Source organism: Pantoea sp. PGP6, assembly GCF_053474785.1.
The window spans coordinates 2,267,520-2,286,671 of sequence record NZ_JBQBMA010000001.1; the positions used below are offsets into that span (position 1 = coordinate 2,267,520).

The window sequence follows — 19,152 nt, forward strand, 5'->3', positions numbered from 1 at the left end:
GTGCTCATCGTTCCGGAGAGCCCACTTATGACCTATCGCAGTAAAGTCGCCACGGTATTCCTGCTCGGCTTTTTTATCGACCTGATCACCCTGTTTATCGGCAGCGTCGCCTATCCGACTATCGGTCACAGCCTGCATGCCTCGGTGGCAGAGCTGGCCTGGGTGAGCAACGGCTATATTCTTGGCCTGACCTTAGTCATCCCTGTTAGCGCCTGGTTAAGCCAGCGTATCGGCGCGCGACGGGTATTTCTGATCTCCTTACTGTTGTTCAGCGTAGCAACCGCTGGCGCAGGACTGGCACCCAGCCTGGCGGCATTGATCGGCTGGCGGGTCGTTCAGGGCATCGGCGGCGGCCTGATTATCCCGGTCGGCCAGGCGCTGACCTGGCGTCTCTATCCGCCACAGCAACGCGCCAGACTGTCAGCGGCGGTGATGCTGGTCGGCCTGTTAGCGCCGGCGTTATCACCCTCGCTGGGCGGCCTGCTGGTGACAACGCTTAGCTGGCGCGGCATCTTCATGGTCAGCCTGCCCGTCTCACTGCTGACGCTGTTACTGGCCGCCTGCTGGATCAAACGCGAGCCACTGCCCGCCATCCGGCCGCCGCTGCATGTGACTGGCCTGCTCAGCGGCTGTGGCGCGCTGGCCGCACTGTTACTGGGATTAACCTGGATCAGCGAGCCGGCCCGACGGCCGCAGGCAGTGGCGCTGCTGCTGACCGGCGGGCTGCTGGCTGCCCTGTTTATCCGCAGTAGCCGTCGCCATGCCCATCCGCTGCTGCCGATGCATCCCGGTCAGCTGATGCGCTTCGCCATGACGGTCTATCAGTGCGTTCCGGGCATGTTTATCGGTATCAGCCTGATCGCCATGTTCTATCTGCAGGCGCAGCTCGGGTTGACGCCGGTGGCGTGCGGCATGCTGATGCTACCGTGGTCACTGGCGTCGGGACTGGCGATCGTGCTGACCGGTAAACGATTCAATCACATCGGCCCGCGCCCGCTGATCGTCACCGGCTGTCTGCTTCAGGCACTGGGAATAGGCGTACTGGCGCAGGTCACCGCCCCGGTTCCGCTGCCCGGACTGATGCTGGCCTTTGCCCTGATGGGGGCTGGCGGCAGCCTGTGCAGCAGCACCGCTCAGAGCAGCGCATTTCTTGAGACCGACGACGACGCGCTGCCGCACGCCAGCGCCCTGTGGACGGTTAACCGCCAGCTGAGCTTTTGCTTTGGCGTGGCGCTGCTGAGCCTGTTGCTTAATTTGCTCTCCGCCCATCTGGCGTTATCTCTGGCTTACCAGCTGACCTTTTACAGCGCCGCGCTGATCAGCCTGTTGCCAATTCTGGCCAGCTTTGGCCTTGATAACCGTGCCATCGTCCGGCGTTTATCCCCCCACAAGGAGTCTGTATGAACCGTTATTTTCGTGAAGTCATCGACGCGCATCAGGCGATTGAAGCCTGGCTGAGTGAAGGCAGCGGCGACGCGTTGCTGAGCCGTTTTGATGCTGAATTCTCTATGATTACCCTCGGCGGCACCGCCATTGATTACGCCGCGCTGAGCGCGATGTTCAGCAGCCAGCGCGGCGCCCGGCCAGGCTTGCAGATTACGCTCGATCGGCTGACCTTACTGGCGGAATGGCCGCAGGGCGCGGTGGTGTTATACCGTGAGCATCACCACCAGCCGGGCCAGACGCCCATTGTCCGCTGGTCCAGCGTGCTGTTTACGCTCCAGGGTGAGCGGCTGCTGTGGCGGCACCTGCACGAGACGCGCCAGCCAGAGTAGTCAGGGTTGCCAGGCGGCGTGCTGCAACACCACCCGATAGCCATCGGCATCCAGGAAGGTTACTCCCTGCCGATCCCAGTACGGATTAAAGGCCGGCCGCCGCTGGAATCCCGCCTGATCCATCCGCTGACAGTGGGTCAGCCACTGTTCTCGGGCCGGAATATAGAGCACCAGCAGGTCGTCGTCGGAAACCTGCGGCGTCAGCGGATGCGCATCACAGCGGGTAAATTCCAGATGCCAGTTTAAATCGACCCGACCCAGCATCACGCCGCTGAATCCCTGATGCTGATCAAACGCGCCAATCGGGCTGAGCGCCAGGCCGTGACAATACATCCTGCTGCTTCGGTTCAGATCGGCCACCGGCCGCGCGATACGCAGTTGTTGAATATTCATCGCTTTCTCTCCTTCGGGTTTACTGTTATTTATCACAGCATCCTGATCTCCCCGTTACGCCGGGTGCGCAACCGCATCCCGCCGAGGCTGATAACATGCTGCACACTGAACGTTTACTGCTACGGCCGGTCCGGCCAGAAGATGAAGCCGACCTGTGGCGAATCTATGGCGATCCGGCCACCAACACCTTTAATCCGGCCGGTCCGTTGCGCGATCGCCAGCAGGCCCATGACGTACTACAGGCATGGCTACAGGGCTGGCAGGATGACGGCTTCGGCCGCTGGGCGATTGCCCGTCAGGCGCATCCCGATAAGCCGATTGGTTTTGGCGGCCTGAGCGTGCACCTGCAGGATGAACGGCGGATGAATAATCTCGGATACCGCTTTGAAACCGCCGCCTGGGGCCAGGGATACGCCACGGAATTCGCCTGCTTCACCGTCGGTTATGGCTTTACGGCGCTGGCGTTAAGTACCATTGAAGCGCGGGTCAGAAAACACCATCAGGCGTCGATTAAAGTGCTGGAGAAAGTCGGACTGCGCTATATCAGTGAGATTCAGGACGTCGCCGATGCTGCACCGAGCCAGCTTTATGCGCTGTCGCGCGCAGCGTGGCTGGCCCGGCCGGAGTGAATCCGCAATTTTTTCCAATATGCCTCTCGCCCGCCGGTGATGAAATCGGGTTTCCTTTTTACTGCTAACAGGAAGCCTGATGCCAGCCTTACTCCTCACCCTATTCACCCTGCCGGGCGGTGCCGCATGATGCCGTTTTCTAATGGCTTTCTGCTGAGCCTGTCGCTGTGCCTCGATATCGGTATCGCGAACATCGCGATGATTACCCTGGCGATGCAGCGCGGCTATTTCCAGGGTTTCTGGCTGGGCATCGGGACCTGCGTCGGCGATCTGGTGTACGCGCTGCTGGCGCTCTCCGGCATGGCGGTGCTGTTGCAGTTCAGTGCGGTACGCTGGGTGTTGTGGATTGGCGGCAGCGTTATGCTGCTGTGGTTCGCGGTCAAAATGGCGATTGCCGCCGCACGTCCCGCTGCGCCGGTCGGTCTGGAGACAGCCGCGCCGCCGCGTCCGCTGAAGCGTGAATTTTCCCGTGGCGTGCTGCTGGCGCTCTCCTCGCCGAGTGCAATTCTGTGGTTCGCCACCGTTGGCGGTGCGCTGATTTCCCGCATCGGTCAGCAGAGCGCGGCCACCTCATCCGCTTTTCTCGGCGGCTTCTTCATCGCTGGCCTACTCTGGACCTGCGCGTTGTGCCTGGTCGGGCATCTGGGCGGCCGGGCACTGGGTCAGCGCTTACTGAAATATTGCGCCATCGCCTCGGCCATCATCTTCAGCTATTTCGCTGTCTACGTGATCGTCTCTGGCTATCGGGAATTTATGCTGCCGTAAGCGGTGTGCCGGGCGTAGTCGTGCGGCGTCACGCCCATCACTTTCCGGAAGGCATTGATGAAATGGCTCTGATCGTAAAAGCCCAGCGCCAGCGCCGCCTCCAGCGGATGGACCCGGTTACGCAGCAGCTGACGGGCCCGGTGCAGACGTAGCTGCATATGATATTGCAACGGCGGCAGACCGGTATGGCGGCTAAAGCAGCGTACCAGGTGATACTTGCTCACACCCGCCTGGCGGGCCAGATGGTCGAGCGAAGGTTTGCTATCAAGCACCGCATTCAGTTGCGCTTTGACCGCGGCCACCAGCCGATGCTCCGCCGGATCAGCGGGCTGTTCGGGTTGCAGCAGTTCACCACACAGCGACAGCAGCCGCTGTTGCTGATCCGCCAGGTCATCTTCCCGGCTCGCCCCGGCGAAGGCACATAAGGCGTTAAACAGACGCGGTTCATCCAGCACCCCTTCACGTAACGCCGGAGCCTGCTGGTGACTGTTGAGGTTGTGCGCGCGGGCAAGGCTCTGAAGCAGCGACTGTGGCAGATGCACACTGATGAAGCTCACTCCGTGGCGATCAAAGCGCGAGGCCTGCAGCGTGGCCGGATTGTATACGGTGACCTGCCCGGCCTTCACCTCGGCGGTTTTGCCTGCCAGCCAGATCTGTTCAACGCCGGTCAGGTTGGCGCTGATCACATACTCATCATGCAGATGACGTGGAAAAACCGCGTCGCGGGCGCTGACCTGCGAGCATTCAATGCCGTTAAAACTGAACCACGCTGAGGAATGTAGCGCCATTCTGCCGTCCCTTTTTTGCCAGCGGCTGTCTCTGTCACGATGATTCATCACACCATTTTGCCGTCGCTAATGCAATCGGTCCGCCGCCGTTCGCGCCGCGCCGGGCAAGCATCAGCGGGCATTCTGCTGCCGAAGCCAGCGCCCTTACCGCCCACAGCGCTAAACGCAGCCCGTCAGATATCATCTACACTTGGTCGACGTTCACCCGGCAATGCAACGCGCATTGCCCAGCCATAAAAGGATGACAGCATGACTGAACACGCGAATCAGAATCACGCCTGGTTACTGGCTTCTCGCCCCCACGGCGAGCCGACCAAAGAGAATTTCCGCTATGTGACGCAGCCAATCCCGCAGCTGAAAGACGGTGAAGTGCTGCTGCGCACCGTTTACCTGTCGCTCGACCCTTACATGCGTGGCCGCATGGATGACGGTAAATCCTACGCCGCGCCGGCCGAGCTGGATCAGCCGATGGTTGGCGGGACCGTTTGTCAGGTTGCCGAATCAAAAAACAGTGATTTCCAGACCGGTGACTGGGTACTGGCACAAAGCGGCTGGCAGGAATATGCGGTCTCGAATGGCAAAGAGATTGCGAAGCTGGGCAACGATCTGCCGCACCCGTCATGGGCGCTGGGCATTCTCGGGATGCCAGGCTTCACCGCCTACATGGGCCTGATGGATATCGGTCAGCCGAAAGCCGGTGAAACCCTGGTCGTCGCAGCGGCGACCGGACCGGTCGGGGCGACGGTTGGCCAGTTAGGCAAACAGCATGGCTGCCGGGTAGTTGGGGTTGCCGGTGGCGAAGAGAAGTGCCGTTACGCCGTGGAAACGCTGGGCTTTGACGCCTGTCTCGATCACCACAGCGCCGATTTTGAACAGCAGCTGAAAAATGCCTGTCCGGACGGCATTGATATCTACTTTGAGAACGTGGGTGGCAAAGTGTTCGATGCGGTGTTCCCGCTGCTGAATACGGCGGCGCGCGTGCCGGTCTGTGGTCTGGTCTCTGCCTACAGCCAGCGTGAGCTGCCGCCCGGCCCGGACCGCACTTCGCTGATCATGGCGGGCATTCTTAAACGCCGGATCCGCATGCAGGGCTTTATCATCTTCCAGGATTACGGCGATCGTTATCCGGAATTCCTTGAGGCGATGCGTCCGCTGGTGGAAAGCAAAAAAATCCACTATCGCGAGCATCTGATTGAGGGACTGGAGAAGGCGCCACAGGCGTTTATCGATATGCTGAACGGCAAAAACTTCGGTAAAACGGTGGTAAAAGTCGCGTCGTAAGGTAAAGCGTGCAGCGTCACTGACGTTGCACGCTGGCTAATCAGTGCGGCAGTCGCGAAACGTGCTCTGCCGCCGCCTGGTTCGCCTCATGAACCGCCGCCGACAGCGTTGCCCCGTCGCTTAAGCGCTGACACAACACCCCGACAAAGCAATCGCCCGCGCCATGCGTGCTGACCAGCGTCACTTTCTGCGCCGCCAGACTCGCGCTGTGGCCCGCCTCGCTATACGCCACGCCATGTTCACCAGCGGTGACCACCACCCGCGCAAAACGTCTGCCCAGCGCCTCGGCTGCGGCCCGCGCAGAAGCCAGATCCTGCACGCCGATCTGACACATATCGCGCGCTTCAATCGCATTCACCACCAGCAGATCGATACAGCGTTCAAACTCCGCCGACAGCGTTCTGGCCGGCGCAGCATTGACGCACACCGCAATGCCACGCGATCGGGCCGCCTGCGCCGCCCGCAGATTGACCGATTCCGGCACTTCATTTTGCAGCACCAGCATCGTCACATCCTGCCAGAAGCCCGGCTGGTCAAACGCCGACAGCGCAATGTGCTGATTGGCGTTAGAGACCACCACCGCGCCATAGTCACCTTCGGCATCGGTAATCGCCACGCTCATGCCCGACGGCAGATGATCGAGGGTGGTAACCGCGGCGCAATCCACGCCCGCCTGAAGCAGCTGCTCAAGCAGAAAGCGGCCCTGCGGATCGCTGCCTACCGCTCCGGCAAAGCGCACCGCTGCGCCAGCGCGGGCTGCCGCTACCGCCTGATTCCCGCCCTTGCCGCCAAACTTATAGTGACAGGCGCTGCCCATCACCGTTTCGCCTTTCTCCGGACGATGTGGCGCGTCCAGCATAATGTCGTAATGAAGACTGCCGGTGACTGCAATTTTGCTCATAGCTAGAATTCCCGCAGATCCTGAACCGCATGCTGGGTTTTCATCAGGTTTTTCTCCGCCCGCTTTAAATCTTTTTTCGCGATAGCGACAAACAGCGCATCCAGAATATTCAGCTGGGCGATGCGTGACGCGGCGTTTTCACCTAACAGATGCGATCCCTGAGACGTTGAATTGAGGACCACGTGCGCGCTGCGGGCAATCGGTGATTCGGCATAATTGGTAATGGCGATCACCTTCGCGCCATTCCGTCCCGCCAGTTTCACCGGATCGTTCACGGCACGCGTGGCACCCGAATGACTGATGGCGATAACCACATCGTCATCAGATAACACCGCGGCGGACATCAGCATAATGTGGGCGTCATCATAGGCGGTCGACTTAATGCCTATCTTAAGCATCTTGTGTGAGAGATCGCGCGCAACCGCCGCCGATCCTCCCACCGCATACAGATCGATATGACGCGCTTTAAAGATAATGTCTGCCGCGCGATTAAATTCAGAGACATCCAGAATCGACAGCGTTTCTTCGATTGCCTGAATAGAGGTTCTGAATACTTTTGCCAGCAATTGTTCCGACGAGTCATCCGGCTCAATTTCCGCATGCAGTCCCGCCACCTCAGACTGATTGTAATAAATCAGGCTGCTTCTGAAATGCCGGAAGCCGGTGAAGTTAAGCTTTTTAGTGATCTTAACGATCATCGCCTCAGAGACATTATTCTCACCGGCAATCTCTTTTAATGACGACTGCTCGGTAATATCAGTTCTGGCGATAATCGCTTCAGCAACACGGCGTTCTAGCGGCGTCAGCTGGGGCAAACGCATACGAATCTGAGCACCAATGGCTCGCGGATCTTGCTTCATTACTTGCCTCGGGTCGCCCGGTCAATCAACATCGCTATGATAATAATAAGGCCGGTAGCGAGCAATTGATAAAAGGCCTGAATGTTCAGTAAGGTCAAGCCATTACGTAACACGCCGAGGATAATCACGCCAATCAGGGTACCAAACACGCTGCCTTTACCGCCCATTAGCGAGGCACCGCCAATCGCCGCCGCCGCGATAGCATCCAGCTCCCACAGGTTACCGATGGTGGGCTCCGCCGCGCCCAGTCGGCCAATCAGGATCAGCGAAGCCAGTGAGGCCAGCAGACCAGAGAAGATATAGACCGTGACTTTGGTGCGCTTCACCGGTACCCCGGCGACCCGCGCCGCCTCTTCGTTGCCACCGATGGCCAGAATGTATTCGCCCAGCGGAGTTTTGTTCATCACCGTCCACAGCAGCAGCGCAATCACCGCCACCACCACAATCGGCATCGGAACCCCGAACAGGGTGCTGTTAACCACGCTGCGAAACGACAGTGGAATCCCGAAGATCGGATTGCCGCCGGTGTAAATCAGCGCGATGGCCCGGAACAGCGACAGTCCGCCAAGCGTGACGATAAAGGGTTGCAGACCGGCATAGGCAATCAGCGTGCCGCTGAACAGGCCACACAGCGCCCCGACGCCCAGCGTAGCGAGGATCGCCAGCGGCACCGGCACTCCCGCCACCATCAGGGTCGCGCCCAGCACCGCCGACAGCGCCGCGGTCGGACCGACCGAGAGGTCGATACCGCCGGAGATAATCACCAGCGTCATCCCCAGCGCGATTAAGGCGTTAATCGAGGACTGCTGCAAAATATTCAGCAGGTTAGGCAGGGTAAAAAATACCGGCGACAGAAATGAAAATGTCACCACGATAATTAATAATCCAATTAAGGTACCGGCGTCACGCAGATTAAATTTCAGCAGTGCGGGCATGCGCACACCCGCCTGGGGAGTCGTCTGAGTCATCATAGTTATAACCTTCAATAGGGTCCGATAAGAGGTCAGGCAGTCGGTTAAATCTGTTTAATGGCAAAGCGGGCAATATTCTCTTCGGTGATCGCGCTGCCGGTTAATTCCTGGGTAATCCGCCCTTCACGCATCACCAGCACCCGGTCGGCGATCCGCATGATTTCGGTCATTTCAGACGAGACCACCACAATGGCTTTGCCCGCCTGAGCCAGTTTTTCAATTAAATGGTAAATTTCGGACTTGGCACCGATATCAATACCGCGGGTCGGTTCATCAAATAAAAACACGCTGGCATCCGCCGCCACCCAGCGACCAATAATCACTTTTTGCTGATTACCGCCGCTCAGCGTGCCGATGCTTTTCCCGATATCCAGCGGTCGCAGTTTCAGATCGCCCATCACCGTCTGCGCTTTGCGGTTCAGCCGCGCCTGGCTGAGCAAGCCGCCGACGGTGAAATGGTGCATCGAGGGCAGCGCCATATTCATCTTCACCGCCCGCTCTTTAATGATGCCCTCTTTTTTGCGGTCTTCCGGCACCAGACCGATGCCGGCTTTGATGGCGGCACGCACGTTATGGTTCTTTACCGGATTGCCGTTCACGCTCACCGTACCACTGGTGCGTTTGTCGATGCCGGCAATCAGCTTCAGCAGCTCAGTACGGCCAGCGCCGACCAGCCCGGCAATGCCCAGTACTTCACCGGCCCGCACGCTGAAGTTCGCCGCCACGACCTGATTGCCGCGTCCGAGGTTCTCCACCCGCAGCACTTCGCGGTCGCTGACGAACGCCTGGTGATCGAGCTTGTCGATCTTACGCCCGACCATTTTGGCAACGATGCTCTCTTCATCCTCATCACAGATATTGACCACCCCAACCTGCCTGCCATCACGCATGATGGTGGCCCGATCGCAGACCCGGAAAATCTCATTCATCTTGTGTGACACGTAGATCAGGGAGACGCCGGTCGACTTGAGGTCGGCAATCAGCTCGGCCAGCCGGTCAAACTCGGTCGGCGTCAGGCTGGAGGTCGGCTCATCCATGGCGATGATTTTGGCGTCATCGAGCAGCGCGCGGGCAATTTCAACGATCTGCTGCTGCGACACCTTGAGATTCTTAATCGGCGTGCTGGGATCGATGCTCGGGTCCAGCGTTTTCAGGATCAGCGTCGCTCGTGCCAGCTGGGCGCTTTTATCCACCCAGCAGCCGCCGGCTCGGGTCAGCGGACGACCGAGAAACATATTCTGCGCCACCGAAAGTTCCGGAACGTGCTGCAGCTCCTGATGAATCATCGCGATACCGGCGTGGCGGGCGCTGAGCGGATTCTTCATCTGCACCGCCTGCCCGTTGACGCTGATTTCGCCACTGTCCGCCGCCCGCACGCCGGAGAGAATGTTGAGCAGCGTTGATTTGCCGGCCCCGTTCTCACCAATCAGGGCATGCACTTCGCCGGGCCGCACTGAAAAATCAACGTTCTGCAGTGCGGCGGCGTTGCCGTAGGTTTTACTGATGCCACGCATCATTAAACGATTCTGTTCCATGGGCGCTCCGCCTGGCTTACTGCTGAGTCAGCAGCTGACGTAACCGGGTGTTGTCTTTGGTCGAAAAGGCCTCGACGTTCTCTTTAGTGATCAGCGCCTGCGGAGTTGAAATCACCCGTGAAAGTTTCTGGCCGTTGATCAGGCGAATCATCACATCCATCGCCACTTCGCCGGTCAGCACCGGGAAACTGTCCACCGTGCCGGTCAGTTCGCCGCGCTTGATCGAGGCGTAGGCGTCAGAGATACCGTCGGTACCAAAAATCGCTACCTGCGCCGCTTTGTTCTGCGCCCGTACCGCTTCCACCACGCCAAGCGCCATGGTGTCGTTGTTGGCGTAGAACCCGATCAGATCCGGGTGCTGTTGCAGAATGGTCGAGGCGGCGTTAAACGCCTGCTCGCGACTCCAGTTGGCCGGTACGCTGGCGGCAAGGGTGAATTTGCCGTTGGCCTGCAACGTCTCTTTGAAACCACGGGTACGCTGTCCGGCGGCGTAGACGCCCGGCTGCCCTTCAATCACCGCCACTTTGCCGCCCTGCGGATGATGCTCAATAAACCATTTGGCTACCCGCACGCCGTTGTCTTTCTGCACGTTACCCACGTAATACTGCGCATTGGGCATCACCGCATCGTTAACGTTAACCACCGGGATATGTTTGCTGTTGGCGGTCTCCAGTGCCGGTTCGAGGTTGATGTCGGTCTGCGGCGAGACCAGCAGGCCGTTAAAACCCTGCGAGATCAGGGTCTCGGCGATCGACAGCTGGCCGAGCTGATCGTCTTCATTGGCTGCCGCCTGATAGGCAACGGTGAAGCCATATTTTTTCGCCACGTTCTGATAACCCTGGCCGAGCGAGCGCCAGTATTCATTGGTCAGGGTTTTCGATACCCCACCAATTTTCAGCGATTTGTCCGCTTTGGGCAGAGCGCCATATTTGGTATCAAGCTGGGTCCAGTCAGTGCGATCCGGTTCAGTGTCGGACTGCAGCGGAGCCAGTTCCGCCGCATAGACGGTGCTGCACAGCAGTGAGGAAGCGATGACGGCGAGCAGGAGTTTCTTCATACAATGGCCTTTTCTTCTCGGGTGTTGGGTAGAGGTTTTTTGTTTTATCGGCGCTGAAGCCGTTAGCGCGCCAGCATGATGTCATTGACGATCTGCTGTGACGCGACTGCATCCTGGCGATCGATTGCCGCCTGTAATGCCGCGTTATCATCCAGCTGCTGACACAATCTCAGTAAGCGGGTGACGGTGGCGATATTGCTTTCCGCTTCACGAATCGGGTCAAGGCCGCTGGCATCCGGGAAGGTATCGAAGTAGTAGGCTCCGCTGTATCCGTCACGCTGCATCTGCCAGAGAAATTCCAGCGTGGCGCGTGGATTGACCGAACCCACCATCAGTCCGTCATCGCGTTTGCCCCAGCCGTCGTTCAGGTCGAGCCCCAGCAGGCGGGAACGGCGTGCCACCATTGCCGCAGCGTAAGCCGGGATCTCATTGGCAAACAGCACGTGGGCGAAATCGAGCGTAATGCCAAGGTTCGGGCAGCCCGCCTCTTCCACCGCCAGCAGGCAGGTGGTGGCGTTAGGGAAAATGCTGTACGCCCGAGGCTCGTTGGGTTTGTATTCAATGCTGACGTCAACGTCCGGCGCATATTCCGCCACTTCACGTACCGCGCTGACCGCGTCTTCCCAGATCTTCTTGTAATCCGCCTGGAAGCAGTAATCGAAACCATCCTGCCCCATCCACAGCGTCATCAGCCGTGAGCCAAACTCCCGGCCGGTATCAATGCCGCGCTTGGTCAGCTCAATCGCTTCACGGCGTATCTTCGCATCCGGATGGGTAAAGGCGCCGATTTTGAACTGCGGCGCATCCCAGCGCATCTGCATGCCGTTAACGGCCAGACCGGCGTCGGCAATCGCCTGACGCAGCGTCGGGATGTCACTGGTGAGGTGCTGTGGGTAATTGAGATCGAGATGGGTTAAGCCCTTCACCTTACCCGCACGGGCAATCATCTGCAGCACCGACGGCTTGCCCGGTAAATCGGGCCAGTAGAGATGAGCGCCCGAGGCGAAGGAGTTAAGACGGGTGGCGAATTTCAGTTCGGACATGGGGATCAATCCTTCAGATAGCGACTTGTGATGTACTTTCCATATTCACGGTTATTTGTGAAGTTATGCATTAATCTACTCTCTGTGCCCGGCTGCGCAAGCGTCACAGCGGTGCTGAATCTCTGAACTGAGAGAGCCATCACGAAATAGTTTCACAGGGTGATTAGATAACGCGCCGGAACAGGTAGCGGAAAAAACAGCCACAACAAGGGCTTACATCTGGAAAGGGGCTGACGGGATGAAGATGAAAAAAACGGTGCGGGATCAGGAAGGAAAAAAGCTGAGCGCCAGCCAGCGGCGCTCAGCCTGTCAGGTTACTTCAGGCGGAAAGCGACGACGCTGTCGCCCGCCGTGGTGCCGAGCGAACCGTGTCCGCCGGCTGCAATGACCACGTACTGCTTACCATCTTTACCCATAAAGGTGGATGGCGTGGCCTGCGCGCCAGCGCTCAGTTCGGTCTGCCACAGCAGCTCGCCGGTGGTGCTGTCATAGGCACGGAAGAAGTTATCCGCCGTCGCACCGTGGAACACCAGATCGCCAGCGGTCAGTAACGGACCACCGTGTGCCACCATCCCCATCGGGAAGCCGATTGGGAAACGGCCCGGCAGGAAGCTGGTTTTCAGGTTTTTGGTGTTACCAACCCGACGCAGCCATTCGGTTTTGCCGGTTTTCAGATCGACACCGACCATACGTCCCCACGGTGGCGCGATGCACGGAATGCCGAGGCCAGAGGCCAGCTGCTGGATGTGAATCGCATAGTCGCCGTGGAAGTTTTCATTCCAGTACGGCGCACCATCTTTGGTGAAGGTACGCTGGGTTTCGGTTTCCGGCGTGCGCTTGATCAGATTGTATTTGTAGGCCAGACGGACTGGCGCAGCAATCAGCATTTGACGCTGCGGGTCAACGGCCACCGAGCCCCAGTTGAACACCCCGATGTTGCCCGGGAAGATCAGCGAGCCTTTCTCAGTTGGCGGCGTCCACGGATTACCGTCGTAACGCAGCTCACGGAAATCGGCCCGGCAGCTCATCTGGTCAAACGGCGTGATGCCCCACATCGACTTTTCAGTCAGCGGCTGTGGAATGAAGTTAAGGCTGGAAACCGGCTGAGTGGCGGCATACTGCTCGCCTTTGATGCCGTCAGTTGAGACCTTAACCTGCTCCACCGGATACACCGGTTCGCCGGTCAGACGGTTCAGCACAAACAGGTTGCCGGTTTTGGTCGGCAGGATTACCGCCGGTTGTGACTTGCCCTGATAGTCGATATCAATCAGCGAAGGCTGTGACGGATTGTCACGGTCCCACAGATCGTGGTTTGAACTCTGATAACGCCATTTGAAGGCACCGGTTTTCAGATCCAGTGCCACCAGCGCATCGCGGAACTTCTCGGTATTGCTGTTTGGGTCACGCTCAATGCCAACTTCATCCGGCGAGGCGTTGCCAAACGGCACGTACACCAGGCCATTTTTCAGGTCAGCGCTCAGGGTCGCCCAGGCAACCGGGGTATCCTGCGGATAGGTGGCGGCGGCTTCTACCGGCGCGGTCTTCTCCGGATTGGCCGGATCGAAGTTCCACACCAGACGACCGGTGATCGCATCGTAAGCACGGATCACGCCAGACGGGTTACCGGTGTTGAAACCGTTATCCATCACGGAGCCACCGACAATCACCAGATTGCCAGCAACCAGTGGCGCAGCGGTCTGCATCAGCGCATGAGGACGTACATCGCCCATGTTAGCGCGCAGGTTCACCACACCGTTATCACCGAAGTCGGCGCAGGCTTTACCGGTATCGGCATCCAGCGCAATCAGGCGGGCATCGGTGGTGGCGTTGAAGATACGCTTGCGGCACAGGGCCGGCTGTGCGCTGCTCTGCGGCTGCGCTGACTGGCCCGCGTCGAAGTAGCTGACGCCGCGACAGGTCTGGTGCTGCTGCAGATAAGAGCGGTTTTTATCCGGCGCAGTCTTCCACTTCACCGCACCGGTTTCCGGGTCGAGCGCGTGGACTTCGTTATGCGGAGTACAGAAGTAAAGCATGCCGTTGGCTTTCAGCGGCGTCGCTTCAAAAGTGTACTCGGTGGCATCATCACCCTGACGCAGATCGCCGGTATGATAGGTCCACGCGACTTCCAGATCTTTCACGTTGTCTTTAGTGATCTGATTCAGCGCCGAGAAGCGCTGGCCGTCAGTGGTCCCGCCGTAGGCGCTCCACTCATCGGCAGCACCGTCAGTGGCTGATGGCGTGCGTGCGTTGCTGATAGTGCGGTGCTGCGGAACCGGATCGTAGAAGCACAGACCGATCACCAGCAGCACCATCAGGATAACCGTACCACCCAAAAACGGATGGAAACGACGCTGTCCCTGATAGAGCGAACGGACCACCCACGGCAGTGCCAGCCAGACGCCCAGCACGCCAAACAGGTCGCCGCGCGGGATCCACTGCCACTTATCGAAGCCCACTTCCCAGATAATCCAGAACAGGGTGATCCACATCAGCAGCGCATAGAGCGTCAGCGCGCTGCGCTTGTTCATAAACAGCAGGATAGCGCTGAGCAGAACGCCCACGCCGATTAGCGCATAGAATGCACTGCCTCCCACCAGCAGGAGTTGTCCTCCCATGTAAATCAGGGCGATAGCAAATATCGCCATGATTACACTGGTAATTTTGTTAATCATGATCCATCCTCGGGTCATTAGCGGCGGTAGAAAATCAAATTAGAAAACATAAAATCAACGGGATTTTAACTAACGTAAGAAATATGTAAAAACATGTCGAAAGGTAAGACATTAGTCGGACTTATTAATATCCCTCCCCTCAATAGCCTAATCGCCGGTTTTTTTACTTTCCGAAGCGGTAAAACCGCGACATTCATCACAAAAAATTAACCAATCGGCTGAATGAATCGCACCTTTTGTTCAAAGCTGTGGATTTAATAGACAAGTTACGCTTCAGCAATGCGGCGCGGCAAAGTCGCTTAAGCCTTTTTCAACTGACAAAATATCGTAATCAGAAATCACGGGGCTGACTGCAATAAGTCTTAACCCAGCCACAGAATAAGCAGCGCTTATTTTCATATTTAGCTAACACGGCCTGAAATATAGCCTCTGAACAACAGGTTAACTCTGCCCGACCCGCGCTCCTTTAATTGAACGCCATTTTTCTGTTTAAAACGTTTGTTTATCCCGCACCCGATAAACCTGATTAAATATTAACAATGCTGTTAACTCATCGCGCTAAATAGCTTTAAGATATTCCTCATCCTGGCAACTTTTAGGCGATGTGATATAGATCAGGCACAGCTTTAATTCCGTTAATGCGGGCGCAGCTCATTTATCGCCGGCAAAATAAAACAGGCAGGCTAATCATGTCGGCAGTAAATGCGATTTATCGTAAGATTCGTTTTCCCTTTAAATTTATCAATGCAGCGCTTCGCTATCCGGCCGCCCAGGCCAGAGTTAAATCTTATTCAGTCATGTCGATAGAAGAGACTATTGATCGGCTATTAAGCGATCCGCAGTTATCGCTGGCCCGCTACGGCGATGGTGAGCTGGAGATGACCTATTATAAGAACATCGGTTTTCAGCCCTTTGATCCGCGCCTCTCGGCCAGGCTTAAGGCGCTATTACAGCAGGGCCCGCAGGCCAATCCGCACTGCCTGCTCTGCCTCCCGGACGCCTTTCGCACTACGCGAAATATGCGCAATGGATCGGCCCTGTTCTGGTTCTTTCACAAGTCGTTTTATTTTAAATATTATCACTCTCTGCTGAATAAGCAGTACCAGTACGGTAATACCTCGGTAACCCGACCTTATCACGATTATAAAACCAAGCAGTTATCCCGTACCATTTTTGATAAATTTAAACTGCTGTATAAAGACCGGCGGGTATTAATTGTCGAGGGCAGCGGAACGCGGCTGGGATTAGGCAATGATTTACTGGCGGGCGCGCGTGAGGTTAAACGGATCACCACGTTAAACCGTAACGCCTTTTCAATTTATGACCGCCTGTATGCCGCCGTTTTATCCCACGCGGCTGATTTTGATCTGGTCTTAATTTCACTCGGTCCAACCGCAACGGTACTGGCTTACGATCTCAGCCAGCAGGGCATTCGCTGTATTGATAGTGGTCACGTTGATATTGAATATGAATGGATGCTGGCCAGTGCCACCGATAAAATTAAAGTGGCGGGCAAAAACGTTAATGAAGCTGGCGTGCTGTTGAGCGAACAGAGTGCGGTGGCCGATGCCGGTTATCAGCTACAGGTACTGCAACATGTCGGCGAACTGGCCGAGCCGCCGCAAATGCCGCTGCCTCACGCCAGTCGGGCGCAGCACAACGCGGCCTGAGCCAGAGCGCTCCCTGTTATCAGGCATTCGCTGCACCGGATTGATGCGCAGGCGAATAATTAGCCGGGTAATTCTTCATCACGGCTCGCCAGTCAGGCGGGCCGCAGCGCCTGCTCCCGCGGCTCCCTCCGCCTTTTCAGCCCTGTCCGCGTTTCCGGCACTCATTTTGCTTCATCGATCCTGTTAACCCCATTCAGGAGAAGTGAGATGAAGGCCAGCCGTTACCGTTACACCATATTTTCACTGTTGTTCCTGATCGCCCTGATCAACTACATCGACCGCGGCGCGCTGTCGTTTGCCGCCAACGCGATTGCCACCGAGTACCACTTCAGTAAAGTTCAGCTGGGTGCTGTGCTGGGCTACTTTGGCTTCGGCTATCTGTTTGGTTCACTGTGCGGCGGCTTTCTTGCCGATCGTATCGGCACCAAAAAGGTCTGGTTACTGGCGGGCGTACTCTGGTCGCTGCTGGAAATCGCTACCGCCTGGGCCGGTGAGCTGGGTATGGCGCTGTTTGGCGGTTCCGCCATTATGGGCTTTGCCGCCCTGCGCATCCTGTTTGGCTTCTCGGAAGGTCCCGCTTACGCGCTGATGAACAAGGCGATTGCGCACTGGGCACCGGATAACGAACGCGGCTTTGCGCTCGGCATTGGCCTGCTCTCGACCCAGGTTGGCGCGTTGCTGACCGCGCCAATTGCGGTCGGGCTGCTGCTGCTGACCGGTGACTGGCGGATGATGTTTATTCTGCTGGGCGTGTTTTCGCTGCTGGCGATGGCGCTGTTTGCCCGCACCTTCAGTGACGGTCCGGAGAGCAGTCCCGCCACCAGCGCCGCAGAACGCAAGCTGATCCTTGACGGCCAGCGTCAGCGTGCGGCCGATGGCGTGGCGCTGCCGTGGTGGCGCTTCTTCACCAGCCGCACTCTGGTATGCAACGCGCTGGGCTACTTCTCCTTCCTCTACATCACCTTTACCCTGGTGACGTGGATGCCAAAATACCTGCAGGATAATTTCCATTACGACCTGCATTCGCTGTGGTACGTGGCGATGATCCCGTGGAGTGGTGCCTGCCTGACCGTGCTGCTGGGCGGGCGCATCGCCGATACCCTGCTGGCCCGTTTCAATAACCTGCGGCTGGCGCGCAACCTGTTCGCCGCGGTCACGCTGTGCGGCACCGCCTGTTGCTTTATGGCGATCCCTTACGTGTCATCAGCCGCCGGGATTATTGCCCTGATGACGCTGGGTAATGCGCTCAACGCGCTGGTGAATAACGTCTACTGGTCAGTGGTGATTGACGTCACCCCGAAAGCTTCGGTCGGCACCTACAGCGGCATGACGCTGGCGATTGCCAATCTGGCCGCGATTATCTCGCCGATGTTATGCGGCTGGCTGGCGGAATATTACGGCTACAACGCGATGTTTACCGTCACCGCGCTGATTGCGTTTGGCAGTATGCTGGCGATGACTCTGCTGCAACCGGAAAAACCGCTGGTCGCTGATACCGCGTCGTCTGAGGTGGCGGAGACGTCGGTGGCGTGATCGTCGTCGCCCCGGTTCGCGCCGGGGCGATCGTTATGCGCTCCGCAAATCGTGACGATCGCAGAACAGTTCAATATCGCCCTGCTGAAAATCCGCCAGGTTAGCCAGCAGTTTCTCCAGTGGCCAGTTCCACCAGGCAATACGCTGCAGCCGGGCGGCAATCGCCGGGGTAAACCGCAGCCGCAGCGGCCTGGCCGGTACGCCGCCGACCACGCTGTAAGCCGCCACATCCTTGGTCACCACCGCACCTGCCGCCAGTACCGCCCCATCGCCAATGGTGACACCGGGCAGCACGATAACCCCGTGGCCAATCCAGACATCGTGACCGATGGTCACCCGATCGGCACGCCGCGCGGCAAAGAAACCGCCATCGCGCTGGGCGTCAGGGTGGTAATACTCCGGGCAGTAGGTGAAGCGATGCTGAGAAGCGCGATCCATCGGATGATTGGGCGCGCCGATGCGCACCTGATTAGCGATGGCGCAGAAGCGGCCAATCTGGCTATCGGCGATGCTGCAATGTTCTCCGACGTATGAGAAGTCCCCCAGCTCGCAATATTCCAGCGTGCTGTGGGCCAGAATTTCACACTGCTGGCCGATGCGGGTTTCACGCAGGCGCACACTCTCATCAATCCGGGTGTGCTGGAGTCTGGCGGGTATAAGGGTGGCAACTGACATAACACTCCCAATCGCGAAAGGTAACGCCAGGCTGGCGTCACGCTGTCGCGCCACTCTACCCGGCCAGCATGACAGGCAATTGACAGCGAAAAAAGGCGGAGTGGTTAGCTCCGCCTTGATTCAAGTTCCGGTTAACCTGCGTGACCGGTCAGTTGCATAAGGGCAACGATGATCTGCAAGATGACCCGGATGAGATCCAGAATCAGCTTAGTCAGTTCCATCACTTTCCTTCTCCTTTAACAGGAGCGCGCTGTTCGGCAACCGAGGCTTTGACTCTACCCGCCGGGCGCCTAAGCACATCTTTGTGGAGAGGGCTGAGCGGCACTCATGGTTAAAGCCACAGGCCAGCACCACCTGATGCCTGCCGGGATTTTGGAAACCGTGCCCCTGGGAGCGGCCAGTCGACAATGAGGCTTCGCTCAACACCCAACACATGTATAAACATACAGTATTTTGGCGAAACTTGAAATCCTTAGCCGCACATTTTACAATCTGCTGTGTGGAGAGTGCTGAGCACCTCGTTCGCAGCGCGGTTACCAGCCGGGTAGCGAACAAAAAAATAAAGGATTTGGCATTGCGCCAAATCCTTTTTTTATGCCCGTCA

The 19,152-nt window shown here is 57.8% G+C and carries 17 protein-coding genes; 7 read left to right on the forward strand and 10 right to left on the reverse strand.

The genetic code is table 11. From position 1 onward, the window contains the following. The first annotated feature begins 27 nt into the window (after positions 1-27). Both ACLIBF_RS10940 and ACLIBF_RS10945 read left to right on the forward strand, forming a co-directional pair. On the forward strand, positions 28-1,404 hold the full coding sequence (locus tag ACLIBF_RS10940; protein WP_279809857.1) for an MFS transporter: 1,377 nt from the start codon (positions 28-30) through the stop codon (positions 1,402-1,404). Further along, the gene (locus ACLIBF_RS10945; RefSeq protein WP_031376904.1) at positions 1,401-1,775 is read left to right on the forward strand and encodes a DUF4440 domain-containing protein; all 375 of its coding nucleotides are present in this window, start codon (positions 1,401-1,403) and stop codon (positions 1,773-1,775) included. The genes ACLIBF_RS10940 and ACLIBF_RS10945 overlap by 4 nt, the downstream gene beginning before the upstream one ends. Here ACLIBF_RS10945 and ACLIBF_RS10950 read toward each other — a convergent pair whose 3' ends face one another. Next, the gene (locus ACLIBF_RS10950; protein ID WP_279809858.1) at positions 1,776-2,168 is read right to left on the reverse strand and encodes a VOC family protein; all 393 of its coding nucleotides are present in this window, start codon (positions 2,166-2,168) and stop codon (positions 1,776-1,778) included. Positions 2,169-2,263: 95 nt separating this feature from the next. Here ACLIBF_RS10950 and ACLIBF_RS10955 point away from each other — a divergent pair, with 95 nt between their 5' ends. After that, positions 2,264-2,797: a GNAT family N-acetyltransferase gene (locus ACLIBF_RS10955; protein ID WP_279809859.1), complete on the forward strand. Its 534-nt coding sequence runs from the start codon at positions 2,264-2,266 to the stop codon at positions 2,795-2,797. Positions 2,798-2,923: 126 nt separating this feature from the next. Beyond that, a complete protein-coding gene (locus ACLIBF_RS10960) occupies positions 2,924-3,562 on the forward strand; it encodes a LysE family translocator (RefSeq protein ID WP_279809860.1) in 639 nt (212 codons plus the stop codon). Here the strand turns inward: ACLIBF_RS10960 and ACLIBF_RS10965 are convergent. Continuing rightward, entirely contained in the window at positions 3,538-4,350 is an 813-nt protein-coding gene (locus ACLIBF_RS10965) for an AraC family transcriptional regulator (RefSeq protein WP_279809861.1), read from the reverse strand. The genes ACLIBF_RS10960 and ACLIBF_RS10965 overlap by 25 nt on opposite strands. 249 nt (positions 4,351-4,599) lie before the next feature. Here ACLIBF_RS10965 and ACLIBF_RS10970 point away from each other — a divergent pair, with 249 nt between their 5' ends. After that, complete coding sequence (locus ACLIBF_RS10970) at positions 4,600-5,631, forward strand: NADP-dependent oxidoreductase (protein WP_279809862.1); 1,032 nt, start codon at positions 4,600-4,602, stop codon at positions 5,629-5,631. A 40-nt stretch (positions 5,632-5,671) separates the two neighbouring features. Here the strand turns inward: ACLIBF_RS10970 and ACLIBF_RS10975 are convergent, their stop codons facing one another. The 7 genes from ACLIBF_RS10975 to ACLIBF_RS11005 all read right to left on the reverse strand — a co-directional run bounded on the left by ACLIBF_RS10975 (position 5,672) and on the right by ACLIBF_RS11005 (position 14,670). Further along, positions 5,672-6,532, reverse strand: a complete 861-nt coding sequence (locus tag ACLIBF_RS10975; RefSeq protein WP_279809863.1) for a PfkB family carbohydrate kinase — start codon at positions 6,530-6,532, stop codon at positions 5,672-5,674. Positions 6,533-6,534: 2 nt separating this feature from the next. After that, on the reverse strand, positions 6,535-7,392 hold the full coding sequence (locus ACLIBF_RS10980) for a MurR/RpiR family transcriptional regulator (protein WP_031376910.1): 858 nt from the start codon (positions 7,390-7,392) through the stop codon (positions 6,535-6,537). Then, the gene (locus tag ACLIBF_RS10985; protein WP_046288319.1) at positions 7,392-8,363 is read right to left on the reverse strand and encodes an ABC transporter permease; all 972 of its coding nucleotides are present in this window, start codon (positions 8,361-8,363) and stop codon (positions 7,392-7,394) included. Before ACLIBF_RS10985 ends, ACLIBF_RS10980 begins: the two co-directional genes overlap by 1 nt. Before the next feature lie 44 nt (positions 8,364-8,407). Next, positions 8,408-9,898, reverse strand: coding sequence for a sugar ABC transporter ATP-binding protein (locus ACLIBF_RS10990; RefSeq protein WP_069728300.1), 1,491 nt, complete (start codon positions 9,896-9,898; stop codon positions 8,408-8,410). A 16-nt stretch (positions 9,899-9,914) separates the two neighbouring features. Then, positions 9,915-10,955 (reverse strand): sugar ABC transporter substrate-binding protein, encoded by a 1,041-nt coding sequence (locus tag ACLIBF_RS10995; RefSeq protein WP_069728299.1) that lies wholly within the window; start codon positions 10,953-10,955, stop codon positions 9,915-9,917. 62 nt (positions 10,956-11,017) lie between these two features. Then, complete coding sequence (locus tag ACLIBF_RS11000) at positions 11,018-11,998, reverse strand: TIM barrel protein (protein WP_046288320.1); 981 nt, start codon at positions 11,996-11,998, stop codon at positions 11,018-11,020. Positions 11,999-12,312: 314 nt separating this feature from the next. After that, positions 12,313-14,670 carry a membrane-bound PQQ-dependent dehydrogenase, glucose/quinate/shikimate family gene (locus ACLIBF_RS11005; RefSeq protein ID WP_448309754.1) on the reverse strand — a complete coding sequence of 786 codons (2,358 nt, stop codon included), beginning with the start codon at positions 14,668-14,670 and terminating at the stop codon, positions 12,313-12,315. Positions 14,671-15,359: 689 nt separating this feature from the next. On the opposite strand from ACLIBF_RS11005, the gene ACLIBF_RS11010 reads away from it, so the two are divergent. Both ACLIBF_RS11010 and ACLIBF_RS11015 read left to right on the forward strand, forming a co-directional pair. Further along, positions 15,360-16,340, forward strand: coding sequence for a GT-D fold domain-containing glycosyltransferase (locus ACLIBF_RS11010; RefSeq protein ID WP_031377396.1), 981 nt, complete (start codon positions 15,360-15,362; stop codon positions 16,338-16,340). Between the two features lie 207 nt (positions 16,341-16,547). Then, positions 16,548-17,873 (forward strand): MFS transporter, encoded by a 1,326-nt coding sequence (locus tag ACLIBF_RS11015; protein WP_031377395.1) that lies wholly within the window; start codon positions 16,548-16,550, stop codon positions 17,871-17,873. A 33-nt stretch (positions 17,874-17,906) separates the two neighbouring features. Here the strand turns inward: ACLIBF_RS11015 and ACLIBF_RS11020 are convergent, their stop codons facing one another. Beyond that, positions 17,907-18,548 (reverse strand): DapH/DapD/GlmU-related protein, encoded by a 642-nt coding sequence (locus ACLIBF_RS11020; RefSeq protein ID WP_279809867.1) that lies wholly within the window; start codon positions 18,546-18,548, stop codon positions 17,907-17,909. Positions 18,549-19,152: the final 604 nt, after the last annotated feature.